Source organism: Shewanella sp. UCD-KL21 (genome assembly GCF_001957135.1).
Lineage (GTDB): Bacteria > Pseudomonadota > Gammaproteobacteria > Enterobacterales > Shewanellaceae > Shewanella.
Window position 1 is genome coordinate 13132 of the sequence record NZ_MPHK01000012.1, and the last position, 26268, is coordinate 39399.

Genomic DNA, 26268 nt, shown 5'->3' on the forward strand with positions numbered 1-26268 from the left:
TTAATTAAGCGTATGGTAGTTGACGTGCAATTGCTGGCACATCAGACTTAGCTACTAAACATTTAGCACGTAAGTGACGTTTACGCTTAGTGCTCTTCTTTGTCAAAATATGACGTAAGTGTGCCTGTTTGCGCTTGAAACCATTAGCGGTTTTTCTGAAGCGTTTTTGGACACCCTTATCTGTTTTCATTTTAGGCATTGCTAAAACTCCGCATTGGGACATTAATAAAACGTAAGGCGAGCATAACCCTCAAAAAGGATTTTGCTACTTTTTAATTGGTTGCCCTACTATTTCTTTTTAGGTGCTAGGACCATAACTGCTTGTCGACCTTCCATTTTAGGGAAAGATTCAACAACAGCATATGTTTCCAAATCTGCTTTGATACGGTTCAAAAGATCCATACCTAAGCTTTGGTGTGCCATTTCGCGACCACGGAAACGCAGCGTAATTTTCGCTTTGTCCCCATCTTCTAGAAAACGAATCAGGTTGCGTAGTTTTACCTGATAGTCGTTTTCATCAGTGCCAGGACGGAATTTAATTTCCTTCAGCTGGACCTGTTTCTGCTTCTTCTTTTGTTCTTTTTGAGCTTTCGCTTTATCAAAAAGGAACTTACCGTAGTCCATGATGCGACAGACCGGTGGCTCAGCGTTAGGACTGATTTCAACCAGGTCTACACCTGCTTCATCAGCTAATTCTTGAGCCTGTGAAATACTTACGATTCCAACAGATTCGCCTTCGATATCCGATAGACGAACTTCTGGTACGCCAGTGATTTCTTCGTTAATACGATTAGGGGCTGGCTGTCGCCCTGCTGCTCTCTTGATCTTTATGACCTATTCCTCCAACAAAATTAGACTACGGCTCGAAATTTGTTTTTGTATCTTGGCAATAAAATCATTGATTTTAATCTTGCCTAAATCGATACCGTCACGTGTTCGTACCGCAACTTCCTTATTTTCTATCTCTTGATCACCAACGACCAATAAATAAGGTACACGCTTTAACGTATGTTCACGTATTTTAAAGCCTATTTTCTCATTCCTCAAGTCTTTAGATGCTCGAATGCCACTTTCTTTGAAAGTTTTAACAATTTCATCTACATAATCAGACTGTTTATCAGTAATGTTCATAACAATTACTTGCACTGGTGCAAGCCATGTCGGGAATTTACCTGCATACTCTTCAATTAGAATACCGAGGAAGCGCTCAAGTGAGCCTAAAATAGCTCTGTGAATCATAACCGGTGTTTGACGAGTGTTATCTTCAGCAACATAGGTAGCACCTAAACGAGAAGGTAACGCATAATCAAGTTGCACTGTACCACATTGCCACGCACGATCTAAGCAATCATGCAAAGTAAATTCGATTTTTGGGCCATAGAACGCACCTTCACCAGGTAAAATATCAAATTCGATATCATTTGCCTTAAGTGCTTTCTTTAATGCTTCTTCAGCACGATCCCACATATCGTCATCACCAATACGTTTTTCAGGACGTGTTGATAATTTAACGACGATATTTTCAAATCCAAACGTGCCGTATGTGTCATACACCATTTGAATACATTCACTGACTTGCTCTTGAACTTGGTCATCGGTACAGAATACGTGTGCGTCATCTTGAGTAAAGCCACGAACGCGCATTAGGCCATGTAAAGAACCTGATGGTTCGTTACGGTGACAACAACCAAACTCAGCCATTTTTAATGGCAAATCACGGTAAGACTTCAACCCTTGGTTAAAGATCTGTACGTGACCCGGACAGTTCATCGGCTTAATCGCATATTCACGGTTTTCACTGTTCGTTGTGAACATCGCATCAGCGTATTTGTCCCAATGGCCAGAGCGTTCCCACAAGTTACGATCCATCATTAATGGACCTTTAACTTCTTGGTAAGTGTATTGACCTAGTTTTTGACGAATAAACTTCTCAAGCTCTAAATATAAGCTCCAACCATCATTGTGCCAAAACACCATTCCTGGCGCTTCTTCTTGCATATGATAAAGGTCTAACTGTTTACCAATTTTACGATGATCACGTTTTGCCGCTTCTTCAAGACGGTTTAAATGTACTTTAAGTGCTTTTTTGTCTGCCCAAGCAGTACCGTAAACACGCTGAAGCATTTTATTGTCTGAGTTACCGCGCCAATATGCACCAGCGACACTCATTAACTTAAAGTTTTGACAGAACTTCATGTTAGGTACATGAGGTCCACGACACATATCAATATATTCTTCGTGATGGTAAAGCGCTGGCGTTGCATCTTTGCTGATATTCTCATCTAAGATTGCCATTTTGTATTCTTCACCACGTGCTTCGAACGTATCACGGGCTTCTTGCCAAGAAACTACTTTCTTAACAACGCTATAATTTGTTTTAGCTAATGCTTGCATGCGTTTTTCTAACGCATCGATATCTTCTTGAGTAAGCTTGTGATCTAAATCGATATCGTAGTAAAAGCCATTATCAATAACTGGACCGATTGCCATTTTAGTTTCAGGCCACATTTGCTTAATAGCATGACCTAATAAATGCGCACAAGAATGGCGAAGGATTTCAACACCCTCTTCATTTTTAGCCGTAATGATTGAAAGTTCTGAATCTGTGGTAATTAAATCACAAGCATCAACGAGTTCACCGTTCACACGACCAGCAATACACGCTTTAGCTAAACCAGGACCGATGTCGGCAGCGACATCTAAAGTAGAAACAGAATCGGCAAACTCACGTTTGCTGCCATCAGGCAAAGTAATAATAGGCATTTCATTTCCTTATCCAGTGGTGACCCACACGTAGGGCCACTTGGTAATTAATATATAAAAGAAATGCCACCGAACGTCAGACATTACAGGAGTCTGAGTCATAAGTGGCATGAATACGCATTGTATGTGAAAAGGCCTTTTGCAAGCAAGCTAACTCAGTCGCAAAATTGAATAAAACACCATCACAACAGCTTTTTACACTTCTTGGCGGACTCGATTAACTTTTAATAGTCAATGATAGGTGTTATCTCAACTGACAACTTTGGCATTACGCCAGTTTTACTAATGTTTACTATACTTATACCCAAGCTCAATCCGGCTTACTGCTAAGCGGTTAAAGCCTCTTTTAGTTTTACTATTGCTTTAATGTTAAATACTGGGGGAAGTTATGAATTTAGTCAGCCGAGTAATAAGTTGTCCACATTGCGGCCATAATCAACACGTTCATATTGATACTAGTTGTGGAGATCAAGAGTATTATGATGATTGTCGAGTGTGCTGTAATCCAATCCATATGCGATTACACGTAAACGATTCAAATAGAACCATTCAATTATTTATTGATTCTGATGATGAACAATTCTATTAACAGTCAAACATGTAAAAACCTGCTTTAATAGGCTTAGAATGTGTCATCAATCTAAGCCTTTGTAGTTTATTTTTGCAATGATTTTTTAGCTAAAATTCTTTCTACTGTATCGACTATAACTTGAGTTTGACTATCGATTTCGATATTGATTTTGTCACCCACTTCACAGTCACTCAAATTAGTTAATTTGAGCGTTTCTGGGATCAAATGTAACTTGAACTGGTCTTGGTCAATCTCACCTACCGTTAAACTGCATCCATTTACGCCTATAAAACCTTTATAGAAGATATAATCCATCCATTTAGCCGGTACTGTTAATGTTAAATTGTAATGCTCATCGGTATGACTTATGTGGGTAATTGTTGCCATGGTATGAACATGACCTGACAAAATATGGCCACCTATCTCTTTTTCGAAGGTCAAAGAACGTTCTATATTAACTTTGTCACCCGGTTCAATAAAATTTAAGTTTGTTAGCTGCAAGGTCTCTTCCATTACATCAAAATAAACTCTATTATTCACCAGCTTTGTGACCGTTAAACAAACACCGTTATTTGCCACACTCGCACCAGTTTCTAAACCATGCTGCAGCTCTTCTGGAATATTAACTTCAAATGTTTTTAAACCACTCTGTGCTTTAATTGTAATAACATCACACGTCGCTTGTACGATACCAGTAAACATATTTGTGCTCTTTAGTTGAAGGTTTTTAAATGAATAACACAGGCTTTCAGGCCAAAAAATTAATCCAACTGGCAATGCCAGTATTAATTGCTCAAGTTACCCAAACAATGATGGGATTTATCGATACCGTCATGGCCGGTAGAGTCAGCGCTGTCGATATGGCTGCAGTCGCGATTGGTACCAGCTTATGGTTACCTGCTTTATTGTTTGTGCAAGGGCTACTGTTGGCATTTACCCCAGTGTTTGCCCATCATCACGGCGCTAATAATCCAAAAGCAATCCAACCCTTGATGTCGCAAGCATTCTATATTGCCATAATTGGCAGTGTTGGTGTGTTGTTGTTCCTCTCATTTGCTAAAACTATTTTTACCATGATGGCTTTAGAACCTGAATTAGCCGAGTTAAGTGCAGGCTATTTACATGGTTTTATGTGGGGTGTACCTGCATTTATATTGTACCAAATACTGCGAGGCTGCTCTGAAGGTATCTCTTATACATTACCAACAATGATAATCGGCTTTGTGGGGTTAGCAGTTAATATCCCTGCTAACTACATCTTTATTTATGGCCATTTTGGCGTGCCACCCATGGGCGGCGCTGGTTGTGGTATTGCAACTGCCTTAGTGTTTTGGGCAATGTTAATTGCCATGATGATATACATGCAAGTTCACAAGAAGTTTGCTGAGATAGCGCCATTTTCAACATTAAATAAACCCAATTGGAAAACCATATGGGAAATGATGAAGCATGGCACCCCTATTGCTATGGCACTATTTTTTGAAGTCAGTCTATTTGCGGTTATCGCTTTATTGCTCGCCCCTCTAGGTGCGAACGTGGTTGCTGGACATCAAATTGCCCTCAACTTCTCATCCATCGTCTTTATGTTGCCATTATCAATCGGTATTGCCGTTTCGATAAGAGTGGGTTATTACCTAGGCCAAGATAAATTAGAAGTATCAAAACTGGTGACAAAAATCGGCCTAATCATTGCTTTCTCATTAGCCATGTTTACAGCGGTTTTTACTGTGATATTTAAAACTGAGATAGCATTACTTTATAACAATAACCCTGAAGTGGTGGCATTGGCTGGAAGCTTAATGTTCCTTGCTGCCTTATATCAGCTATCAGACTCTATTCAAGTTGTGGCTGCTGGCGCTCTACGTGGTTATAAAGATACTAAAAGTGCCTTTTATATTACTTTAGTGTCTTACTGGGCCATTGGTATGACACTTGGCTACATACTTGCGCGTACCGATATCATTGTACCTGCTATGGGCGCACATGGCTTTTGGGTTGGCTTAATTGCGGGCTTAACCAGTGCTGCAGTGTTATTTGCATTACGACTCATTTATATTCAAAAGAATGCTAATTTCAAAGCCGTATTGGAAGATAGAAGTTAATTTTAACTAGTCGTTATAAAATTTGAACGAGATGAGCATGCTGAGAATGTTTAAAAAAAGCACGTCTACGCTGCTATATGACTCAATTTGCACAGCAAATCGCCACTCGTTCATATTTTTGATTTTTTTGCTTGCATCAAAACGCGTATCCCGTAATATATCGCTCGTCCCAACGATGAAGTCTTTTATCAACGTTGAACGATACAACTGTAGCTCAGCTGGTTAGAGCACCACCTTGACATGGTGGGGGTCGGTGGTTCGAATCCACTCAGTTGTACCATCTCTTTTTGAGATTGCTAAACACAATACAACCGTAGCTCAGTTGGTTAGAGCACTACCTTGACATATACATAACAACTGCGTAACTCGTTGATTAAGTTCTTAATTATACCTTACCCTGTGTGTATACACAATCAAATACACAGTACATACACAGTTCATTAATGTCTCTTAAATTCCTCCATTAAACATCATTCCCATATTGATCGGTCTTAGATACAAGTATCCACCCTTGATATGACTTTTGAGTCCTTAGAGCTACGCCAGAGAATCCCTTTCGTGATATACCAAACTCATCAGCTAGTAGAGTAAAGTTACTAACTGTGCGTGTGCCATGAAGCTCATGCTTGAATGTGGTCAATGTACCAGTGGTTTTCGCATACACGTTATTGGCTTGTGGTGATATGAATTTACACAAGTCAGGATGATATGTTTTGTTGTCCGGCACAATCCCGTCTTTATCCAAATGTAGGCCTGTCAGATCACCTAGCAGTAATTCCTGTTCGTCATACCATGCTTTAAATGCTTTAGCACTGTACCAAATAGGATGAACTGTAACGTCCTTATATTCTGGATTAGCGGCTTTAACCTTGGGATCGTGCCCTCGCCCTAACATACGACTCCATGTTTTATACCAGTGGCTGTTTGCAACATCAGTCAGCCCATCATCCCGTACGCCTACTTGGCAGACAGTTGGGGTAGAACCATTTAATTCCTTTATATAATGCAAAGTAGGATCCCCGAATGAACCCCGTTCCAGCACATTGGCTCGTACAACGTGGTTAGCGTCTGTATTCTTGAAAGTGATATGTACCTCAGCCGATGAAACGTATTTGGTGACAGTAGCATCACCGTGGTGTGTTGAGGTGTAAGTGTTATTGAGGTAGCGTGCGGCACCTCGTAGTTTAAGTTTACTCATTGGTTGTTCCTAAATATTGATTAAGTTTATGAGGCGGCTTTATGGAGTGCAAGACCAAGCAATCAGAATGAAGCCAAGTCAAGGTGCTCTTGCTTGACCTGGGTGAAATGATGATGTTTATGCTGGTTGCGCTTATAAAGCTGCGGGCTATGTGTTTCAGACTACAGAAGTAATGCAGCGTAGCTATTGGTTAAACGAAAATAGATAGATTAGCAGAATGTGGCTAACAGGATTGCTAATAGGATTTGGTATAAAGTCATGTGACCTCCATTGTTGGTAAGGGTGTATCGGGTGTTAGAGGTTGTAGAAGTTCATTAATAAAAGCCACTGGTTAGATGGCTTTGATAATAAACCTAGATAACTAGCTTGGTACGTGTACTGTACCTATCACTCCAGCATGTCCACGAACAGCAGATACTACAATCGTAGTGCCCTCAGTGATTGCTAGTGCGATATTAGTTGGGCATTTGATAGAATCCCCTGTATCAATACTAAGAGTTGCAGCAGAGTTCTCAGCTACTAATACTGTACATGGGATATCGAATGTTTGGGATGTTCCTGCTTGTACGTTAACAGTCATATTATTTCCTTGATGTGGTTTAACCACAGGGAGCCATTAGACTCCGTTTAGTTGTTTCGATTAGTTGTTTCGATTAGTTGTTGCGGTTAGTTGCTAAGTCAAAGTCGTAGCTTGACTAAATTCTATTTGAACTGTGCTTGAAGCTCACGTATTGCCTCAGCCTTACTTCGAACATAAGGTCTGTGCGTGGCAGGTATACGATCACATGAGATGATATTCTCACTATTCCATATCCACATAGGTATCGTGTGTATACGTTCCATAGCGGATATTAGGTTAGCGTTATGAGCATCGTGTGGGTTAGTTCGTTGGACAGTTGGTTTATTGCTAGGTAGATATTCCATGTTAGGCATCCTTTGGTACAAGCTTGTTCTCGATTACATCCTCGGCTAGCGTGCTCGATTTAACACCAAGACCTTTAGGAATGCGATTACCAGATTCAAGTTCACCAACGGTTGTTCTAAGTTTGATAGTCCAACCTTTAGTTTGTTTTACTTTACCTGTATTCAACTGTGAGAAGTTTGCTTGAGACAGGTTGTACTTAGTACGGAAAGGCATTACAGGCCATGCGATAACATCACCAAAGTCCTTGTGATTCCATACCGTTACTTCCTTAGCTAGTCGGGCTTCCTCACGTTTTAACTGGGTAGCACTAGGTTTAGATGGGTCACGTTTAACGATAGCCTTACCATTAGCGATAGACAGTTCAACCTTGCGGGCATACTTTGCTTTGGAGAGGATTCTATCCTTAGCCTTACGATCCACCAGACGATCCTCACGGGCTTGTAATGCATCAGCCTCAGCCTTGGCTTTCTCCGCAGCTTTACGTTCCTCATAGGCTATACGGTTAGCCTCACGCCTTGCTTGGTATGCTGCCCTTGCCTCACGTAAGTCAGCAGCACGATCATTAGCTATACGAGCAGCCGCTTTATCAGATAACTTAGGAGTCATTGAATTAATGAATCGGTTAGTTTCCCTAGAGGGTTTAACCCATTCAGAGACTACGTAGGGATCTCTAGGAACGTGTATGTGATCAGTACCAGAGACATTAGGGTCAATGGTTAGCATAAGCTTTATATCACTGTGTAGATCATCCAGTAAGCTCAGACAATGCGCCCATTCCTTTGGGTTACGTGTAGCAAAGGAAGTGGTCTCATTAGCAGTACCAATAAAGACGGGTGCAGTGCGTATGTTGTTAGCACGATTAGGTAGCCAACTAAGTGGTACTTCATCATTAAGCATTTCATGAAAGGTAGCTAAGATACGTGCATCAGATTCTTTGGTTTCTTCAGTGATCATAGCCTTACGTGATGCAGATGATTTAGTGTGACGTTTAAACTTGATAGCCATATCAATGATTGCTTCATCATCAAATGGTTCAAGGTCGGTTACTGTTGTTGCTGAGTTAGTTAAAAGCCATTCACGAGCTTCAATAATGTTGTCCATAAGTGGCTCCTTTTGGGTATGATGCGTCTACCGAGATAGACGCTAGTTAGTTACAGTTTTAGAACACCATTAGGTAAGTTCTGTTGGAACTCAGCCTGTGTTTTGGCTTTGTGCTGGATGCGATTCTTACTAGCACGATCCATAGTTGCATGACCTTGAACTTGGCTACGTTCATGTGCTGTGATTTTGTTAGACTGAAAGCCACCTGAGTAAGTTGGGGTACTACCAAGCTGACTCGATGATGTGCCCGACTTGTCTACGATTACAGGAGCGCCTTGATTAGGTGCATGACTGACACGAGTATTCAGAGAACGGCCATAGGCGTCCTTTGGGTTGTTAACCATGCGTGGTGTGCCTACAGCTTGCTGGGCTTGGGCTGAGGCTGTGTTGTAATCTAGGCCTGTAGCCATCAGTTCTTTAAGTTTGTTTGAATAGTTAGACATTATTTTGTTTCCTTGTTGATTTCTAGTTGGGCTGTATCGTACAGGCGGTGAATTGCTATGCTGGTATTGATACTATGTAGCTTTGCGTATGCAGTAATTTCAGCATCAGTGATGCCTAAGATAGATTGCTTTTGGGTAATGGTTAAAACGATTTTAAGATAGTTGGGTTTCATGATTGTGTTCCTATTAGGATTGGATGTTTCGATTGGGTATTACGTTAGATGTTTCGATTAGAAGAAGTACCCGTAAATAACAGGTACTCATTATTAGACTTTGATTAAGCCCTTTGATTTAGCCTTTTGATTAGCCTTTGATAAAGGCATTAAGTTTCGCCATTAAACCTTTCTGTTGCTTGGCTAATGATTCATTCTGTTTCTCAAGTTCAGCGATACGTGCATCAGACTCTAGCTTTGAAGCAGTAGCAGATGCAGCTACATAGTCAGCAGTAGACAGAGTTGCTTCATGTGCTGCTTGGTCTTGGTACAGACGAGTCAGTTCTTCACGTTCTGCATTATCAGCCTCAACAATGTTGTTATGTTTAAGAGTGGCTTCAATATCAGGGATTGCAGATTCAAGCTTGTCAGCTACATCACGTAGGTATGCAGCGATTGCTTGTGTTTGTGATACAGATGGTTGATCACATGCGATAGTCTTTGCAGCGATACCATGTGCTACTTGAGTAAGCGATACGATAGAACCACCAGCAGTAATAGTATTGATGTTTTGTTTAGTGGAACCATGAATACCAAATTTCTCACAGTGTTCCTTAGCTGAGTTGAATAGTGGATCACCTAAGAATTGCTGGATTCCTAGTACCTTACGGCCTTGCTTACGTGGGAATGCATGTACTTGGTTAAGTAATTGATCAGCAGTTAAGTTAGCTGTGTTTGATTCGATGAATAATGATTTAGTTCTTGAGTTAGTTGTGTTCATAATATTGTCCTTTGGGTATTGCGGATTGATGTTTCGATTGGGTATTGCGATTAGGTATTGCTATTAGGTGGTACTGAGGGCTGTAGAGATTAGTGCGATAACAAACTGAACTTAGTAGCTCGTTGGAATGCTGGGACGTACTGACGATGCTTGACTGCTATGCCACGTAAGTCCTCAAGTCGGTAAACCTCAATGCCTAAGTCAGCAAAGATTTGGTTTAGTGTTTCAGATAGTTGTGCATCATGCGTAGGCGGCTCGTAGTGAATCGTGTTAGCTGTAGGATTGATGTTATACAGATCATTGATTGCTTGAGTTTTCCTTTGCTCATAAGCCACACGCTTTGCCTCCTTAGCAGCAGGTTCAGTACGTTGTTTAATGTAGTGATCAAAGTCAGCTATGGCTTTGCTTGCCTGAGCAATTTGAGCAGCAGACGGGATACATGCTTTACGGATTAATGGATTACGATAGCTGTTAAACACATTAATCGGAATGTCGAGTTTTTGTGCAATAAAGTTCCAGTCCACTTTATGACCTGACGGGGCATGTTTAGATGCCACGATGTATGCACGTATTAACCTAACTTTCGCATCGCTGTGTTTAGTACGATGATGCGCCTCACCTGTAACATACACACGCTTTGATTGGGCATACTTACCATTAAGCTGTGCACGAGTAAGTCCATCAGCCAATAGCTTTCGACCGATAGGTGAACTAATGAATGTACGGTAGCCCTCACTTTCCTTGTGGAACCTAGCGGCTCGTTCGGCCTTTGCTGCTTCCTTGGCTGCATTATCCTCAGCTATTTGTGCTTTGGTTCGTCTAGACATTAAAGACCTCCTATCATACGTTTAAACTTACTTGTTAAATCGCAATCAGCCTTGCGGAAGTTGTCCCATGCGCTTGGGTACATTTGATATTCAAGATGTTGATCCGCTAGGGTCTTGATGGATTTATATACGGTCTGTTTATCGGTGCTTAAAGCTTTCGCTAGTTGGGCTTGTGATACCCATTTCCCACAGAAGATCACACGGGTTCCTATTTGGGAGTCTCCGAACTCACGATCAAGATAACTGTCAAGTTGAATGGCTTTAGAACTCAACAGTTTGTCGAGGGTTAAAGTTGGGTTGGGCTTACGGTTAAGGTATTTTAAGATATTCATAGATAGTTCCTTTTGGTGGGATGTTTCGTTGTTCAGATAAAGCGTTTGGGTGGTAATTGTTGGTGTTGCTGCTATATCCCTCGGGAATTAGTAGGTACACCAGTATTGTTTAATTACAGACACGACTAGACCTACCGATGAGGGCATAATCAGAAGTGTCTGGATTAGATTAAGGCATGTAAGATGTTAAATTCCGTAACAATTATCCGGCCCTACCTATAGGTAGAAGAGAGGTTTTTATTACAGTCGATAAACACCATTTTTAATATGGGTATATAAGACGTTTGTACATGACACAACCAGAGATGTTATTCAGGTCTTGGTAGATAAAGATTGGAGTAGTTCCAGTGAATACTTCATCAGACCAATCATGTAGCTCTATATGGTGTGGTTGTACTTTAGGTAAGAACTGAGTTTCAAGTAGAGATAAGAAGTCAGGTAGTATTTGTAGATACTTACGAGCTGCACGTTCACCAATACCACCAACCTGCATAACAGTACGTGTATTAAGCACAGGTTGTTGAGCAAGGTTCTTCATAGTTGATGGTGAGAAAGGTAGACGTTGTGTGCCCTCAGTACGATCAAACGAACGCAAGTAACTATAGACAACACAGTCTAATGTTTCAGCAAGTGTATCCTCAGATAATTTAGACATTTGAATAGCACGGTTCAACACATCATGATTATGATTGATGATTGAAGTAGCATCACGTCTTTGAGGTCTTGGAGATGTAACTGTAGACTTAGGCATCATTGAGACAATAAGCTCAGAAGTACCAGATTGTTCAGCTTCAATAAGTGAATCAAGAACAGAGTCATTAGGATAGTAAGCAGCGATTGCAGATACTTCATCAACAAAGTTACGTTCATTAGAGTTAGCATTTTGTTTAGTATGGTTGAAGTTCTTTAGTGCCCTAGCCAATCGTTTAGTAGTCATTACACCACGTTTGTATTTACGATTAGTTGGTTGAGCAGGATCATACGTAAAGTCCTGATATGGTAATGTGTTTTGTCTAGCACATAGTTCATCATTATCATCAAGTTTAGAGATAGCCTCAGCGGTCTTGGTAGTCCATATATCATGATGATGGGTTGATGTAGTCGGTCGATACTTACGTCCTCTAGGGGTTGATTCCTGAGCCTCAGTAAGCATATCAGTACGGGTAATGATGTTGTTTAAATCGATAGACGGATTAGTAGACGGATTAGTAGACGGATCAATAGATAGATCTGTGTCTTGAGTATGTAACATAAAGTTGTTTCCTTCGAGCAGAACGCTCATTTCATGGGTTTGTTTATACTGGCTTGCAGTTGTCATGGATAATGAAGGTATAGGCCTCTGGAGCTACCAGAGACCACCTCAACCCATGAAAGGTATGTGGATCAAAACAGATAGATTTTCTGTATTGATATTTAGTAAGTCATATTAATTAGCACCCACAAGGGCACAAGGACATGAATCCAAGTAGATGCTAATTAGTAGAACTGGTTTGATCCGCTTGTTTTGATCCGCTTGTTTTTGATCAGGTATTAAGATCAGGTATTTAGATCAGTAAGATAGGCGTTGGTGGTATTTTGTTTTATCCCTACTATGGCACGAGGTTCAATCCTAGCCTGTGGATAACTATTAGGAGGTCATATCAGGTAGTATATAGGTCATATACAGAGCAAATAATCATCAATTTATATTACTCACTAGGGATATTGCGAGGGAGTCCATGCTTACGTACTTACATGATTACTTACCTCCATACTTACATCCATACTTACATCCAAACATGATTAGAGTTGTTCGGAGCTATATTCAAGAGTTATATCCTCCTTATATAGACGGTTCACGGCTTACCTGTTGATAACTATTATTACCCACATTGATCATGCTAATTTGTTGTTCAGGGTTTTATCCCTACTATAGTCAATGTCTAAATGTTAGCCTGTGGATAACTCTATATAGCCCTCCTACCCCACCAAGTCCTCACAGTCCGTATAACAAGGGTTACGCTTATGATGGTATCAGATAAGGCTTAAAGTAGCTTAGAAGCGTGTACAGTAAGCCTCAGCATGATTACTCAGGTAGTAAACCAGTTAGTGTAGCAACAAAGTCGTCATCAGGTTCCGCAACATCAATTACGTTCAAGATTGATAGGCTCAGGTATGGCTTACCATTCTTAGTGGTACGTCTCCATGCACTGACCTCAACAAGCTGTCCGTCAGGGAGTCTCGCCTGCCCACGTAAATCAGGGTGTGATGGTTTGGTTTTAGAGTTTGAATATATAGCTCCATAACTCGGATCAAAGGAAAGCTGGTGTTTGGTATCGATAACTACAGATAATTTGGTCATGGTAAAGTTCCTAATATTAGGTAAGTAAAAGAGAGGTAGGTAGATTAGGATTTGATTTCCCACGACCCATATAGTTGCGTCAGGTATTGATTAAAGTCAGCTTTAGATTGCTGTTCGTATGGTGCGTGTTTGATGTAGTCGCTATACATTTGTTCATACAGTTCTAGACTGAGTTTAGTGATGTGTGGCTTTGTCTGGTAACACATGTGTGGTTATATCCTGTTAGGTACGTAATGGTATTGGTTAGATAGTAAGACGTCTCACAGGTTCGTTTTGACGCCTTCCTACTGCATCCATTAGGCTTCTTTGATTGGTGTTTCGATGTTCAATAAGCGGTGGTGCTTGGTGTTGATACTGAATTTACTAAACCACTTACCATTCAGGTATTCATCGTAATAGTTAAGTTCAGTCTCAATGATGCATTCCAGAGTAGCTCTACGCTCGCTGGTGCCATTATCCACTAACGATTGGACTTGTATGTCGAAGTTGGTACGGGCTTGTTCTGCGTCTGTCTGGGACTTGAAGCATGTGTTGCCTTGTATTGTACGTAGGTGGAAGTGACCTGCTTGAGGGTGGCGGATACTCGCCTGCCACACTTGATCCCTGATATTAAACGCCACACCAACAACATCAGATTGGGGTGGTGTTCGGTTGTCTAAAGCTTTTAATGAAGTCGTACTTCCGTTTGCTACATTACGAGGAATGAGGCAGGCTATATGTTCACCATCACTGAAATAATACATTCTGGCACGACTACCGTTAAACTTACTACTCGCCCCTATACACGTTAAAGCTCCCCATTGATGACCAGTACGATTATTGTTTCTCGGACTAAGGTTGGTTACTGTTTCAGTAGCTAGAATTGATTGAGCAGAGGATGGTAATGATTTGATGTGTGTTGCTAGTTCAGCAGATGTTAGTATTCTATCGGGTTCTTGTATTCGTACAGGCATGAGGTGTCCTTGTGCTTATATATTAAGGTGTATCGGGATTAGGTTATTGACATTTAAGACGTTGAAGTTACTTAGGCAAGCCTTGGTATCAGCTTACTGAGAACTCTCGTCATACGACTGTTTAGAGGCCTTGCTGATACCGTCTCTGTTGATAGGTTGGTCGAGAAATGGTATTAAGTTCAATAGGATATATATCAGATCAAACATTATCGTTTAGTCAGATATTGGATTAGTGAGTACAGTGCTCCTACTGATAAGCATAGGGTTATTGATAGAGCTAAGACGATGCCGATAAGTAGTGATTCCATTATCGATTCCTCAATGCCATCAATAGTACAAATCGTTTAAGTAATTCAGTTGTATCCTTATGACAACAGCGTAAGGCTGCATCAATGGTCGTGTGAGCTACGAAGTTTGCTTGTGGGTATGATTGCTTAGGTTTCATGGATGTGTCCTTGAGGGTTAAATGACTAGGGTAATTAACTTAATGCAATGCCCTACTTTCAAGGACATTAGTTAAATCAACTAAGACCTGTCTATTCAGTTATATCCAATAAGCGGTACTATCATTCGCACTAACCGATACAAACAAACCTCAGGTCATTTCCTCCACCCAAAGCTCTAGGCTCTAGGTGAATTGCTTAATGGATTCTATTCGGGATATTCAACCGCTCTCCATAACCTCAGCTTTAAACTCAAATCGGTAATGTTGAGTCGAGTTCTAGGTGGTTGACGTCAAGCGTTTCATTTCCGAGAACAGCAATAGGTAAACAGTGGAGACTAAAGAAACATCAAATAGATGAACGTTATGAGCGGAGTGAAGTGAGCCTAGCGCAGCGGCTATTTGTGTTTATGTGGATTCGATGTACCGTCCATTGATGTCTAGGGATGGATCGCAACACAAACCACTAAGACTGACGATATTGGGGATTAAGTTGAAGCAGTTATAGGTTGTAATACGAGATAAACCAGCAATTCACTAGGGCTACAATCAGCACACTACCCCAGCTATTTAACGATAAAGTTAGATTGTACGAACGTAGCCGCTTATCAGGCGTAGTGAACTGTGCGCCCTTTGCATAGCGTACAATCCTACTTTATGTTACCGAAGGCGAGCACAGCGAGAATAGCCCTACAATGCAGTCAGCTATGGAATACAACAATGAATGATCACAGGAGGAGCATCGTTCTTAGCATTTAAGATGCGTCTGTGTGAATGGTTAGGATGAAGCGGTTATGGTCTACATGAAGTCTATCGTGTGAGTATTAGTGTGACGCTACAGGCTTGTGCCCTTTATCGTTATGCAGCGTGTGACCTTTAGGTCACTCAGTCTGCCTATAGGATGGTTTCGGGGTCTGGCCGATGGTACTGAAACACAACAGATGAAGAAGTACCACAGCATCACCGTGGTGCTTTGAGGATGTTGATGTTGACGTCCAGCCTTTGACCTTGACTTTGATTGTGCTGTTGATTGGATGAACACATAAGAAAGGAAGTCAACACATGCTAACCAGTGTTGAGGACGACCGCCCTTTGGTCGTTCGTTACTTGCTTGGGTGTGAATGCTGTTGATTGTGCTGTTGATTAGACTTTGACTTGAGCATACGAGAGGAAACACAGCTACGTTAGGTAGCCTTAGTGTTTGCTCGTGCTGTTGCTGTTTGGGGAACCGATGTGTGTTGTCACAACGATGTTTATTCCTGTGACTGTATATAGTCGATACCCCTACGGGGGACTATGGGTAAGCAGGTTCCCTAGGGTAGGGTATCCCCTCGCATTAGTAAGTTATTTTTAATATTTTGGTTAATTATTTATTACTACCAATATTTACTACGAAAAAGCATCCCGTATTGCTCATAGCGTTATTAGCAAACAATTAGTTCAGATTGAATAGCCCAAGCACCTATAAATCATTTTTTAATAGGTTAATTATGAGAGTTATAAACGTTTTATTAGAAAGTTTGAAATGGGAAGCATCCTCAGAACTTACTACTAAATGCCCTTCCGAAATCATAGAATCAAAAAGACTACTGAAGGATTTTCTAATTTTTTGATTTTTTATATTTATATGTAAAAGTGATTTAGACACATAACCATAAGTCAGAAGATTTTGAATAACCGCCTCTAACTCTCCGTTGGCTGAAATTTCGCCCGTACCTTGCGCGATTAATGCGGATCTAAAATAAGTATATAACCACCTCATGAACGGTTTTTCACTACTTTTGATATTAAAAAATTTCCCGAGTTCTGGAGAACCAGCATACAGCGTCAAAGCTTCGGCTGATGAAGCTACTATTTTAAAATTTGTAGCATCATCAGCACTAGAATTCAGTTGTTGCTTAATTGTAAGAATACTATTTAACACGTCGGGTACTTCATGTTTTTCTTGCTCAGCCTCTCGCTTTTTACGAGAACTTACAAGAGCTTCGTATTCCAAATCACGGAAGCCATCCTGAGTACCTAAACCTTCCCTCCCCGAATGTGTATCCCCGTCAACAATTTCTTTTTTTATTTCATCAGTGCTTAGGGATGCAACTTGACGTAGGCCATTATTCTCAGCAATTAACGCCTCAAGTTGATCCTTAAAGCCCTGCTTAACACTTTCAAAAGATCGATACATTTGATCACGTTCAGCATCAGATATGGGAAGTTGTTTATCAATGTGTTTCATTCTAAATGCTGTTGATTGACGTTCTGAGAATAACCAGATACCAGTTGCTAAGTTAGACAATACAGGGGCAAGTACAACGAATAAACAAGCTGCTATAAAAGGAATTGTAAACAAGTGCCAATGACTGATTACATTATCATCGACTAAATAGAAGCCTTTCATATGTTTAATTTTAGTAAGTGCATCACCTGAGCCAAAGAAGAAATAATAGATAGTAGACCAGTTACAGATAATCCAAGATACAGCGAATGCACCGCCGAATGGGTTATTGATTCTATAAGTCGCATTACTAAGAATGGGTGTGAATTTACTAAAGAAGTGATCAAAAAAGTCTTTCATGAAAGTCTAAGTCCCTATAGTTTATGTTGAGACTATAACGAATTAGACTTACAACTTAAAGTGTTGATTCCAATTAACAATCAAGCATATGTACTACGTCACTTGCCTTGATATGCGTATACCTTGCTAATGAACGCATATCCTTATGACCAGTAACTGCCTTTAGCTGTAGTGGTGTTAGTCCTGCATTGGCATACCTAGTAGCAGCAGAATGACGTAATGAATGGAAACATACGTTATCAATACCGAGCCTGTCACAGGATCGTTTGAAGCCCCGAGACAGTGATTGGGGTTTTATATCGAATAGATACTTGCATCGATGATCATGGTTAGTCACAACAGACTGTAATACTTGGATAGCCTTTCTATTTAATGGAACGTCCCTACTCTCACCATTCTTTGTATGAGCAAGGTGTAAGGTACGTTTATCAAAGTCGATGCAATCAACAGTCAATGCTAATACTTCCGAACGTCGCATACTGGTGTGCCAAGCTAAGGCCACCATAGGCATCAGGTTAGGACTAATATCAATAAGGATACGATTATACTCGGATTCATTAAGTACCCGAGTACGTGGCTTAGATGCTGCTGGTAAGGTGTAATCCTTAAAGGGATCACAGGTATTAAGTACGATCCCATGTTGACGGGCATACTTGATAATGCGAGATAAGTATTGAAGTTCACCGCGCACAGTACCACCAGATACACCACGATGTTTAATATAAGCGTTAAAGTCTAAGCTGGTTAAGGTATCAATAGGTCTATTACCAAAGAAGCTAATCAATGGATTTAGTCGGTATTGATACTTGTCTTTGGTTTCAGGCTTTAGGTTGTCTAGCAGAATTGTACCGATAGATTTAACTGTGGCGTCTGGCGCTGTTAGTTTGGTTAGTTGTGATTCTAATGATTCTGCCCATGTAATAGCCTCATGTTCAGTGTTGAACACTTTACTGGTTGGTTTGTGACCACTTAGACGTACTTGGGCTTGAAATCTACCATTAGGGCGTTGCTTTATTGATGCCATGTATCTATACTCCTTTCTCGTACACAGCAGTTAGGTGTATATATCAATAGGTGATAGCTGGTTTTATTCAGTAATATCAATAAGATACAACCGTAGCTCAGTTGGTTAGAGCACTACCTTGACATGGTAGGGGTCGGTGGTTCGAATCCACTCGGTTGTACCAATTTTATTTCTAAAGTCCTATTAAATATTCAAAATAATCTTCCTAAGCATTTTTAGTTTGTGCTTCAATTAAATATCTTTGTGTCATCATCCTCTAATTTTATCTTCTGAATTCAAATAATGAAATCAAGCGAAGGTATATAATGGCTAGTTTCATTGATACAAAACCTCTAATTAAAACCCTATAAATAAACTTGTACCCTCTTTGTTCCGGTAAAATTCTTAACAGCTTTCATTTCTGAACAGAGAAGTGACCAACACCGAATGCTGTCTTTACTTGAGCCTAAAAACGAATGTTTTAGTATTCAAAGGTATAGCCAAATTGAGTTAGTTTGTCATAGACATCGACGTCAAAGCGGTATAATGCAGCAGCGCGATGAGCTACATTACGTTGTTTTTCTTTGCAATCTATTAATAAATCCATCTTTAATATTTTACGACGAAAATTGGGTTTATCTAAGGTGACACCCAGTATCGCTTCATACAACTCTTGCAGCTGTAATAAGGTAAATTTCTCAGGTAACAAGCTGAAACCAATGGGTTCATGCCGTACTTTGTATTTTAAATGATTTAAACAACTTGCTAGAATATTTTCATGGTCAAACATCAGCTTTGGTACTTGTCTTACATCAAACCATTCACACTCAATGGCATTAACACCATGAGTTAAGTTAGTGTCATCAAAACGAACTAGCGAATAAAACGCAATGGTAATAATACGTCTGGCTGGATAACGGTCAACGTCACCAAACGCACCTAGCTGATCTAGGTATAAGTTTTCTACCCCGGCAGTATTTTTTACAACACGCGATGCGGCAGTTTCAAGGTTTTCATCACTACGAACCCAATGGCCCACAAGTCCCCACTTGTTAGTCGCAAGCCCTTGATTGTATTTAACCAGCAATACTTTTAGCTTACCTTCATGGAGGGTAAAAATAAGATTATCAACGGTTAAGTTACTAATACAATCAGCTGGAATAGTTTCTTCATTAATAACTTCGTTTATAAAATTCACAGAATATTTCCAATTAATTGATCAAAGCTTGTGTTGTACTGATAACAAAATAAGGCAATAACATTGTCTTTAAACACTATAGCCTAATCATTAAACACAACAAAAATTCTAATCACTTTACTCACCAAAGTCGTAATTGTAAACGGCTGATACAGTTTCAATTTATGCTCCACTGTAGTTTAGGCCCGATTAACTTTCTGCTGAGTTGTTTGCAATCTAATTGCCGTTAGCTTATTGACTGGTAACCAAAGTCGTAACTGTAAACGGCTGATACAGTTCCAATTTATGCTCCACTGTACTTTAGGCTCGATTAACTTTCTGCTGAGTTGTTTGCAATCTAATTGCCGTTAGCTTATTGACTGGTAACAGAAATAAAAATGTCACTCTAAATGAGTGACATAATAGTGAGTCTTTTTAAGGGTGACACATTTGTTTGAAATACTCTTTAGAACAGACTTAACGCCTGCCTGTTGAATATGTAAACCACCTAAATAGAGCTCATAAATTCTATTTCAAAAACAAATGCAAAGGTTACTCTTTATCATAACCATTAGGGTTAGCAGACTGCCAGCGCCAAGTATCCACCATCATTTGCTCTAAACTGCGCTTTGCTTGCCAATTTAATTGATGATTAGCTTTTTGCGCGTTAGCCCAAAAAGCCGCTAAATCACCAGCACGTCTTGGACTGACTTCATAAGGGATAGGTTTATCAACCGCCTTTTCAAATGCCTTAACGATATCAAATACCGAAACGCCATTTCCTGTACCTAAGTTAAACGCCTCAACGCCACTAAAGCTGGCATTGTTGTCTAACCAGTTCATCGCAGCTACATGACCTTCAGCCAAGTCCATTACATGTAAATAGTCACGTTCACAGGTGCCATCTTTTGTTGGGTAATCAGCGCCAAAAATACTCAGCTTGTCACGTTTGCCCACCATAACTTGCGCAACATAAGGCAGTAAGTTATTTGGAATACCTTTTGGCGACTCACCAATTTGACCACTTTCATGGGCTCCAATTGGATTAAAGTATCGCAAAGATACCCCTCTAAAATGGCTATTCGATGCCGCAAAATCTGCCATTACCCGTTCAACCATCACTTTAGTGGCCCCATAAGGGCTTGAAGGCGTACCTAGCTTCATGGTTTCGACATATGGCACGTCATTTTCTTCGCCATAAACGGTGGCAGATGAGCTAAAAATAAAGTTATGAACATTATGTTCGGCCATGGCTTCTAATAAGCACACAGAGCCGTGAACATTATTTTGATAATACTCAAGTGGAATTTGCGCTGACTCACCGACTGCTTTAAGGGCTGCAAAATGGATCACGGTTTGAATATCAAATTGCTCAAACACTGCGCTTAAAGCGTGTTTGTCACGAATATTACCTTCTACAAAAGTTACCGATTTCCCGGTTAATGCTTCTACTCGCTTAATTGACTCAATATTTGAATTAAACAAGTTATCAAAAACAACGACATTACAATTGTTTTCTAGCAGTGATAACACTGTATGTGAGCCAATATAGCCAGCACCACCGGTAACTAATACGTTCATTACTGTTCCTTGTGTGAAAGATAAAAATGAGCATTTATAATCAGTAATTTTGAACCTTAGCGCTGAAAATTACTATTAAAAATTAGCTTCATGAGCGTAAATCAGCACAATACGTTAATAAATGTCGTTTTATCACTTAATCTTTTCCTCCCCAGCCTCACATTTAAACCCCGTGTACACATTTACAACCTTGCCAATACTTTTGTGACAATCGTGATTAACCTGATGAATCACTGATAAAAAAGGCATTGTCAGATGCTCAATTGTTGTTATTCGTACTAAGTAAACAGTCAGGTTAGACACATTTGAAACATTAAATTACACATTGTTACCACTTGCAGTTAACAGTTTTATTAACATCTCCATATAATGTCGATAACTCATTTGCACACAAACACTAAAGGTTTGTGTTATCTCTTTTAAAAGGATGTCCCGTGGCGACCACAATGCAAAAAGTTTTTCCTTTCTTGATTATAGGTTCTGGCATTGCCATAACAGCAGCGTTAGTTGCCATGAAGCAACCTCCCGAAGAAAAGCCAGCCTTAGACAATACCCCGCTTGTATCAGTACAAAGCATTGAATATAAGCCAATGACATTTACGGTTAGCTCTTATGGCGTTGTTAATCCGAAATATCAAACTGAATTAGTGGCCCAAGTGAATGGTGAAATCACCTACCTTGCAGACACTTTTGTAAAAGGTGGCTTCGTTAAAAAAGGCCAGATACTCGCCAAAATAGACCCAAGTGATTACGAGTCAGCCTTACTTGATGCACAAGCTGAACTGGCATCTGCTAAATCAAATTTAGTGCTAGAAAAAGCCACAGCAGCAGTAGCCGAACGTGAATGGGCTGAAATTACCGATAGTAAACCTAGCGATTTAAGTTTGCGTAAACCTCAATTAGCCAAAGAAATCGCTAAGTTGAAAAGTGCTGAAGCCGGCTTACATCGTGCCCAACGTAATTTAGAACGTTCAGTGATTAAAGCACCTTATGATTCGTTAATCGCCGGTCGTAATATTGGCTTAGGCACTTATGTTGGCAATGGCGCATCAATAGGCATGCTGTATAACACTGAAATTGCAGAAATACGTTTGCCACTAGCCGATAAAGAAATGCAATATCTCGACAGAAAAGGCGCTAATGCTGAAGTAACTTTGGTGGGTAACTTCGCTGGAGAAAAACAGCAATGGCAAGGCACGATTGTCCGCAGCGAAGGAGTGATTGATAGTAAGAGTCGTATGACCTACCTAGTGGCTGAAATTAACGACCCTTATGCACTTAAAGGTAACCATAAAGAATTACGTTTTGGCACTTATGTCACAGCGCATATTGATGGTACACAAGCTGGTAGTGTTGCAATTATTCCCCGTCACCTAATTGTTAACGGCTTAGTTGCGGTCATGGATGCAGACATGAAACTGCGCTACTTGCCGGTAAACATCATTCGTCAAGACGGCAGCAACGTGATTATTTCAAGTGGTTTAGAAGATGGGATGAATATCATTACATCGGCACTTGATTACCCTATTGAAGGCATGTCAGTAAAGTTACCTGAAGATAAGGTTCTCCAGCAAGATGCTACTGAAGCTGATGACATTATTAAAACTGCAATCGCCAGTAAAGATAAGGAATAATCATGGAAGATACCCATAAAGGCTTGATTGCTTGGTTTGCCCGTAACAGTGTGGCGGCAAACTTATTAATGATCATCATATTACTTGGCGGCTTACTGACAGCAAACACCATACGTAAACAATTCTTCCCTGCGGTTGAAATTAACTGGATTGAGTTCAGCGCCGTTTATCCGGGCGCTGCGCCCCAAGAAGTTGAAGAAGGCATTACGGTTAAAATAGAGCAAGCTTTAGAGACTGTTCAGGGCTTGCAGCGGGTTATTACCTATTCTAATCGTAACCAAGCCTCTGGTTATTTCAGAATTGAAGACTCCTACGATCCGCAAATTGTATTGGATGAAGTTAAATCAGAAATTGACTCAGTATCAACATTCCCAGCAGGCATGGAGTTCCCAAAAGTTGAGCGCATAAAAATACGCCAAGAAGTGATGTATTTAAGCTTATATGGCGATTTATCTCAGCGCCAACTCAAAGACTTAGGCGAAAAAATCCATCAAGAAATCATGCAGCTACCTAATGTTAATATTTCAGAATTCTATGGTGGGCTTAATTACGAAATCAGCGTCGAAGTCAGCAAAGACAGACTCAGAGAGTTTGGTCTTAGTTTTAACGATGTCGCTGAAGCTGTGCGCGGTTATTCCCGTAATATGTCAGCTGGGCAAATTAAAGCTGAAAATGGCTACATTAACTTACGAGTAGAAAACCAAGCATATGTCGGATATGAATTTGAAGATTTACCCTTATTAACCTTGGATGACGGCACTAACCTATTACTGGGAGACGTGGCGACAGTTAAAGACGGCTTTGAAGAAGGCATTCAATATTCTAAATTCAATGGCCAAAATGCAGTCACTTTTTTTGTCGGCGCTGCTAAAAACCAAAGTATCACCGATGTTGCCGATACCTTAAAAAAATACGTTGCTGACAAACAAGCTATTTTACCTGACGGTGTAACCTTAGAACCTTGGGTTGATATGACCTACTACCTTGAAGGTCGTTTAGACTTAATGCTCGATAGCATGAAAACAGGGGCTCTATTAGTCTTTATCATGCTAGCGTTATTTCTGCGAGTGCGGTTAGCGTTTTGGGTGATGATGGGTTTACCCGTATGTTTCTTAGGTACACTGTTATTTATGCCAATGGGTTTTATTGATGTCACCATCAATGTTATTAGCTTATTCGCCTTCATACTGGTATTGGGTATTGTGGTCGATGATGCCATTGTAATGGGTGAAAGCGCCCATTCTGAATGTGAAGAAAATGGTCAAAATATCGACAGCGTTATTCGCGGGGTTAAACGGGTCGCCATGCCGGCAACCTTTGGGGTATTGACCACCATTGCCGCTTTTTTACCGATCACCTTAGATGACGGCCCTTCATCAGCCTTTGGCCAAGCCATTGGTTTTGTGGTTATTTTGTGCTTAATCTTTTCATTAGTGGAATCTAAGTTAATTTTACCGTCACATTTAGCCCATATGAAAAAACCTAAGGTTGTGCAATCGGGGTCTAAAAATCCGTTAGATTGGTTAAGAAATATCGTTAACTTTATTCAAGGTAAAATTGAAAGAAACCTAACTAATTTTATTGCTAATGTTTACCGCCCGAGTCTAACTGCTGCAGTTAAATACCGTTATTCGGTTATTGCGACCTTTGTGATGTTAATTGTTATTTGCGCCGCCCTCTATATTAGCGGCTTAGTACGCTTTATTGGGCAACCTAAAATCCCCCATGATTTTCCTCGTATCACCTTGGAAATGAATGTCGATGCCGCTGAAACCGCAACCCTTAATGCCGCCCATGCCATTGAGTCTGCCCTGCGCACAGTTGAGAAAGATCTTGAATCTCAATATGGTCAAGGCATGATTGCCGAGTTACAAGTCCAGCTTCAAGGTCGCACTGAAGCCGAAGTGAGAACCAAGCTGGTCGACCCCGAATTACGACCCATCAATACCTTCGAAGTTGCCGAATTATGGCGTCAAGCGATGCCAAATATCCCCGGAGTTAAATCTTTTACCATCCAAGATAGTTTGTTTGGTGGCGGCATGGATGATGGTGATATCAGTTTCCGATTAGAAGGTAACGATGAAGCGCAGTTAATTGCAGCATCGAAAGATTTAAAAGAAAAGTTAGGTACTTTAAAAGGGGTGAGTGACATTAATGACAGTCGCCAATCTTCAGCCAAAGAAGTGCAATTTGACCTAAAACCTTTAGCCCACAGTTTAGGCTTAACCCTTGCCAATATTGCTTCACAAGTGGGTAATAGTTTTTACGGGCTTGAAGCCCAGCGGATTATTCGCAACGGCGAAGAAATCAAGGTAATGCTACGTTACCCAGAAGAGCAACGTAACTCTATCGCCCTCGTTCAGGATGTGTTGATAAAAACGCCTCAAGGTGCGGAATTACCTCTGTCTGAAGTTGCTAACATCAACGTAGTTCAAGGCGTGAGTAGTATTCGCCGTGAAAATGGTAACCGAACCATTAATGTATGGGCCTCGGTTGATGCTGAACAAGCTGAGCCATTTAAACTCGCCAAAGATATTCGTGACAACTTCATACCGCAATTATTGGCAAAGTACCCTCGGGTACAAAGCGAGGTTTCTGGCAGTATTCAAGAGCAACTTGATAGTGCTGATACCCAAATGCGTGACTTTATTATCTCTATGTTGGTGATTTACAGCTTATTAGCGATACCGCTTAAGTCATACGTGCAACCATTTATGATCATGTCGGTGATCCCATTTGGTGTCATTGGCTCAATGCTTGGCCATATCATTTTAGGTATTGATTTAAGTGCCCTTTCTGTTTTCGGGATTATTGCCGCTGCAGGTGTGGTGGTCAATGACTCCTTAGTGATGGTGGATTATGTCAATAATTCCCGCAAACAAGGCGTTAAACTCAATGACGCGGTAATCAACGCGGGTTGCAGACGTTTTAGAGCGATTATGTTGACCTCTTTAACCACCTTTATTGGGCTAGTGCCAATCATGACTGAGACCAGTATGCAGGCACAAATGGTGATACCTATGGCCGTATCACTGGCGTTTGGGGTGTTGTTCGCAACAGTAGTGACCTTATGTTTAATTCCTTGTCTTTATATTGCAATTGAAGATACTCGCCTATTCCTACGTGGTTCATGGCGTCATTATTTTCCGTTAACGACTGAAGAAGCTAACGCCGAACTCGCGGCTCAAACTGTTAAGGCTAGTAACTAACTTAGTTGCTTAATAGTTATAAAACACAGCATTTACTGAGTAAATTTAAAAAGCGAAACAAGATGTTTCGCTTTTTTATTGCTTTATATTCAATAAATTACTTATTAATACTTTTGTCATTAATGCCTCCTAGAATACTTGTCTTAGGTATCATAAAATTCGTA

24 protein-coding genes and 2 tRNA genes are annotated in these 26268 nt (G+C 40.4%); 6 read left to right on the plus strand and 20 right to left on the minus strand.

All coding sequences use genetic code 11. The features are described 5' to 3' along the window. Window positions 1-4: 4 nt before the first annotated feature. From rpmI to thrS, 3 genes are all read right to left on the minus strand, one after another. Window positions 5-199 carry a 50S ribosomal protein L35 gene (rpmI, locus tag BM739_RS11900; RefSeq protein WP_055023949.1) on the minus strand — a complete coding sequence of 65 codons (195 nt, stop codon included), beginning with the start codon at window positions 197-199 and terminating at the stop codon, window positions 5-7. Window positions 200-288: 89 nt separating this feature from the next. Beyond that, window positions 289-831: a translation initiation factor IF-3 gene (infC, locus tag BM739_RS11905; RefSeq protein WP_076540890.1), complete on the minus strand. Its 543-nt coding sequence runs from the start codon at window positions 829-831 to the stop codon at window positions 289-291. 3 nt (window positions 832-834) lie between these two features. Beyond that, window positions 835-2763, minus strand: a complete 1929-nt coding sequence (gene thrS / locus BM739_RS11910) for a threonine--tRNA ligase (protein ID WP_076540892.1) — start codon at window positions 2761-2763, stop codon at window positions 835-837. Between the two features lie 388 nt (window positions 2764-3151). On the opposite strand from thrS, the gene BM739_RS11915 reads away from it, so the two are divergent. After that, window positions 3152-3352 carry a CPXCG motif-containing cysteine-rich protein gene (locus tag BM739_RS11915; protein ID WP_076540893.1) on the plus strand — a complete coding sequence of 67 codons (201 nt, stop codon included), beginning with the start codon at window positions 3152-3154 and terminating at the stop codon, window positions 3350-3352. A 66-nt stretch (window positions 3353-3418) separates the two neighbouring features. On the opposite strand, the gene BM739_RS11920 is transcribed toward BM739_RS11915, so the two are convergent. Beyond that, window positions 3419-4036 (minus strand): riboflavin synthase subunit alpha, encoded by a 618-nt coding sequence (locus BM739_RS11920; RefSeq protein ID WP_076540895.1) that lies wholly within the window; start codon window positions 4034-4036, stop codon window positions 3419-3421. Between the two features lie 29 nt (window positions 4037-4065). On the opposite strand from BM739_RS11920, the gene BM739_RS11925 reads away from it, so the two are divergent. Both BM739_RS11925 and BM739_RS11930 read left to right on the plus strand, forming a co-directional pair. Further along, window positions 4066-5436 carry an MATE family efflux transporter gene (locus tag BM739_RS11925; protein ID WP_076540896.1) on the plus strand — a complete coding sequence of 457 codons (1371 nt, stop codon included), beginning with the start codon at window positions 4066-4068 and terminating at the stop codon, window positions 5434-5436. 203 nt (window positions 5437-5639) lie between these two features. After that, window positions 5640-5716, plus strand: a tRNA-Val gene (locus tag BM739_RS11930). A 183-nt stretch (window positions 5717-5899) separates the two neighbouring features. On the opposite strand, the gene BM739_RS11935 is transcribed toward BM739_RS11930, so the two are convergent. From BM739_RS11935 to BM739_RS11995, 14 genes are all read right to left on the minus strand, one after another. Continuing rightward, entirely contained in the window at window positions 5900-6634 is a 735-nt protein-coding gene (locus BM739_RS11935; RefSeq protein WP_076540898.1) for a hypothetical protein, read from the minus strand. A 361-nt stretch (window positions 6635-6995) separates the two neighbouring features. Then, complete coding sequence (locus BM739_RS11940; protein WP_076540899.1) at window positions 6996-7214, minus strand: hypothetical protein; 219 nt, start codon at window positions 7212-7214, stop codon at window positions 6996-6998. A gap of 345 nt (window positions 7215-7559) precedes the next feature. Next, window positions 7560-8660 carry a hypothetical protein gene (locus BM739_RS11950; protein ID WP_076540903.1) on the minus strand — a complete coding sequence of 367 codons (1101 nt, stop codon included), beginning with the start codon at window positions 8658-8660 and terminating at the stop codon, window positions 7560-7562. Between the two features lie 50 nt (window positions 8661-8710). Continuing rightward, a complete protein-coding gene (locus tag BM739_RS11955; RefSeq protein WP_076540905.1) occupies window positions 8711-9103 on the minus strand; it encodes a hypothetical protein in 393 nt (130 codons plus the stop codon). Beyond that, the gene (locus BM739_RS20240) at window positions 9103-9276 is read right to left on the minus strand and encodes a hypothetical protein (RefSeq protein ID WP_175609518.1); all 174 of its coding nucleotides are present in this window, start codon (window positions 9274-9276) and stop codon (window positions 9103-9105) included. Before BM739_RS20240 ends, BM739_RS11955 begins: the two co-directional genes overlap by 1 nt. Window positions 9277-9406: 130 nt before the next feature. Beyond that, window positions 9407-10036: a hypothetical protein gene (locus tag BM739_RS11960; RefSeq protein ID WP_076540907.1), complete on the minus strand. Its 630-nt coding sequence runs from the start codon at window positions 10034-10036 to the stop codon at window positions 9407-9409. Window positions 10037-10125: 89 nt separating this feature from the next. Beyond that, on the minus strand, window positions 10126-10863 hold the full coding sequence (locus BM739_RS11965) for a hypothetical protein (RefSeq protein WP_076540909.1): 738 nt from the start codon (window positions 10861-10863) through the stop codon (window positions 10126-10128). Beyond that, window positions 10863-11195 (minus strand): hypothetical protein, encoded by a 333-nt coding sequence (locus tag BM739_RS11970; RefSeq protein ID WP_076540911.1) that lies wholly within the window; start codon window positions 11193-11195, stop codon window positions 10863-10865. Before BM739_RS11970 ends, BM739_RS11965 begins: the two co-directional genes overlap by 1 nt. A gap of 262 nt (window positions 11196-11457) precedes the next feature. Further along, window positions 11458-12447, minus strand: a complete 990-nt coding sequence (locus BM739_RS11975) for a hypothetical protein (RefSeq protein ID WP_076540913.1) — start codon at window positions 12445-12447, stop codon at window positions 11458-11460. 813 nt (window positions 12448-13260) lie between these two features. Then, a complete protein-coding gene (locus tag BM739_RS11980) occupies window positions 13261-13536 on the minus strand; it encodes a hypothetical protein (RefSeq protein WP_076540915.1) in 276 nt (91 codons plus the stop codon). A gap of 296 nt (window positions 13537-13832) precedes the next feature. Beyond that, window positions 13833-14489 carry a hypothetical protein gene (locus tag BM739_RS11985; RefSeq protein WP_076540917.1) on the minus strand — a complete coding sequence of 219 codons (657 nt, stop codon included), beginning with the start codon at window positions 14487-14489 and terminating at the stop codon, window positions 13833-13835. A gap of 307 nt (window positions 14490-14796) precedes the next feature. Then, on the minus strand, window positions 14797-14934 hold the full coding sequence (locus BM739_RS20245) for a hypothetical protein (protein WP_175609519.1): 138 nt from the start codon (window positions 14932-14934) through the stop codon (window positions 14797-14799). A 1459-nt stretch (window positions 14935-16393) separates the two neighbouring features. Next, on the minus strand, window positions 16394-17500 hold the full coding sequence (locus BM739_RS11990; RefSeq protein ID WP_076540918.1) for a hypothetical protein: 1107 nt from the start codon (window positions 17498-17500) through the stop codon (window positions 16394-16396). Window positions 17501-17573: 73 nt separating this feature from the next. Further along, window positions 17574-18524, minus strand: a complete 951-nt coding sequence (locus tag BM739_RS11995) for a site-specific integrase (protein WP_076540920.1) — start codon at window positions 18522-18524, stop codon at window positions 17574-17576. A gap of 86 nt (window positions 18525-18610) precedes the next feature. Between BM739_RS11995 and BM739_RS12000 the strand changes: the two genes are divergently transcribed. Continuing rightward, window positions 18611-18687: transfer RNA gene (locus tag BM739_RS12000), tRNA-Val, on the plus strand. A gap of 297 nt (window positions 18688-18984) precedes the next feature. Here the strand turns inward: BM739_RS12000 and BM739_RS12005 are convergent. Next, window positions 18985-19701 carry an NUDIX domain-containing protein gene (locus BM739_RS12005; RefSeq protein WP_175609520.1) on the minus strand — a complete coding sequence of 239 codons (717 nt, stop codon included), beginning with the start codon at window positions 19699-19701 and terminating at the stop codon, window positions 18985-18987. A gap of 531 nt (window positions 19702-20232) precedes the next feature. Next, window positions 20233-21261 carry a UDP-glucose 4-epimerase GalE gene (gene galE / locus BM739_RS12010; protein WP_076540921.1) on the minus strand — a complete coding sequence of 343 codons (1029 nt, stop codon included), beginning with the start codon at window positions 21259-21261 and terminating at the stop codon, window positions 20233-20235. 434 nt (window positions 21262-21695) lie between these two features. On the opposite strand from galE, the gene BM739_RS12015 reads away from it, so the two are divergent. Both BM739_RS12015 and BM739_RS12020 read left to right on the plus strand, forming a co-directional pair. Then, on the plus strand, window positions 21696-22895 hold the full coding sequence (locus BM739_RS12015; protein ID WP_076540923.1) for an efflux RND transporter periplasmic adaptor subunit: 1200 nt from the start codon (window positions 21696-21698) through the stop codon (window positions 22893-22895). A 2-nt stretch (window positions 22896-22897) separates the two neighbouring features. Further along, window positions 22898-26104 carry an efflux RND transporter permease subunit gene (locus tag BM739_RS12020; RefSeq protein WP_083698144.1) on the plus strand — a complete coding sequence of 1069 codons (3207 nt, stop codon included), beginning with the start codon at window positions 22898-22900 and terminating at the stop codon, window positions 26102-26104. Window positions 26105-26268 lie beyond the last annotated feature (164 nt).

Excerpts from the sequence above, each read along its gene's own strand:
- rpmI (WP_055023949.1), bottom strand. The coding sequence starts at position 199 with ATGCCTAAAATGAAAACAGATAAGGGTGTCCAAAAACGCTTCAGAAAA.
- thrS (WP_076540892.1), bottom strand. The coding sequence starts at position 2,763 with ATGCCTATTATTACTTTGCCTGATGGCAGCAAACGTGAGTTTGCCGAT.
- BM739_RS11915 (WP_076540893.1), top strand. The coding sequence starts at position 3,152 with ATGAATTTAGTCAGCCGAGTAATAAGTTGTCCACATTGCGGCCATAAT.
- BM739_RS11920 (WP_076540895.1), bottom strand. The coding sequence starts at position 4,036 with ATGTTTACTGGTATCGTACAAGCGACGTGTGATGTTATTACAATTAAA.
- BM739_RS11925 (WP_076540896.1), top strand. The coding sequence starts at position 4,066 with ATGAATAACACAGGCTTTCAGGCCAAAAAATTAATCCAACTGGCAATG.
- BM739_RS11935 (WP_076540898.1), bottom strand. The coding sequence starts at position 6,634 with ATGAGTAAACTTAAACTACGAGGTGCCGCACGCTACCTCAATAACACT.
- BM739_RS11940 (WP_076540899.1), bottom strand. The coding sequence starts at position 7,214 with ATGACTGTTAACGTACAAGCAGGAACATCCCAAACATTCGATATCCCA.
- BM739_RS11950 (WP_076540903.1), bottom strand. The coding sequence starts at position 8,660 with ATGGACAACATTATTGAAGCTCGTGAATGGCTTTTAACTAACTCAGCA.
- BM739_RS11955 (WP_076540905.1), bottom strand. The coding sequence starts at position 9,103 with ATGTCTAACTATTCAAACAAACTTAAAGAACTGATGGCTACAGGCCTA.
- BM739_RS20240 (WP_175609518.1), bottom strand. The coding sequence starts at position 9,276 with ATGAAACCCAACTATCTTAAAATCGTTTTAACCATTACCCAAAAGCAA.
- BM739_RS11960 (WP_076540907.1), bottom strand. The coding sequence starts at position 10,036 with ATGAACACAACTAACTCAAGAACTAAATCATTATTCATCGAATCAAAC.
- BM739_RS11965 (WP_076540909.1), bottom strand. The coding sequence starts at position 10,863 with ATGTCTAGACGAACCAAAGCACAAATAGCTGAGGATAATGCAGCCAAG.
- BM739_RS11970 (WP_076540911.1), bottom strand. The coding sequence starts at position 11,195 with ATGAATATCTTAAAATACCTTAACCGTAAGCCCAACCCAACTTTAACC.
- BM739_RS11975 (WP_076540913.1), bottom strand. The coding sequence starts at position 12,447 with ATGTTACATACTCAAGACACAGATCTATCTATTGATCCGTCTACTAAT.
- BM739_RS11980 (WP_076540915.1), bottom strand. The coding sequence starts at position 13,536 with ATGACCAAATTATCTGTAGTTATCGATACCAAACACCAGCTTTCCTTT.
- BM739_RS11985 (WP_076540917.1), bottom strand. The coding sequence starts at position 14,489 with ATGCCTGTACGAATACAAGAACCCGATAGAATACTAACATCTGCTGAA.
- BM739_RS20245 (WP_175609519.1), bottom strand. The coding sequence starts at position 14,934 with ATGAAACCTAAGCAATCATACCCACAAGCAAACTTCGTAGCTCACACG.
- BM739_RS11990 (WP_076540918.1), bottom strand. The coding sequence starts at position 17,500 with ATGAAAGACTTTTTTGATCACTTCTTTAGTAAATTCACACCCATTCTT.
- BM739_RS11995 (WP_076540920.1), bottom strand. The coding sequence starts at position 18,524 with ATGGCATCAATAAAGCAACGCCCTAATGGTAGATTTCAAGCCCAAGTA.
- galE (WP_076540921.1), bottom strand. The coding sequence starts at position 21,261 with ATGAACGTATTAGTTACCGGTGGTGCTGGCTATATTGGCTCACATACA.
- BM739_RS12020 (WP_083698144.1), top strand. The coding sequence starts at position 22,898 with ATGGAAGATACCCATAAAGGCTTGATTGCTTGGTTTGCCCGTAACAGT.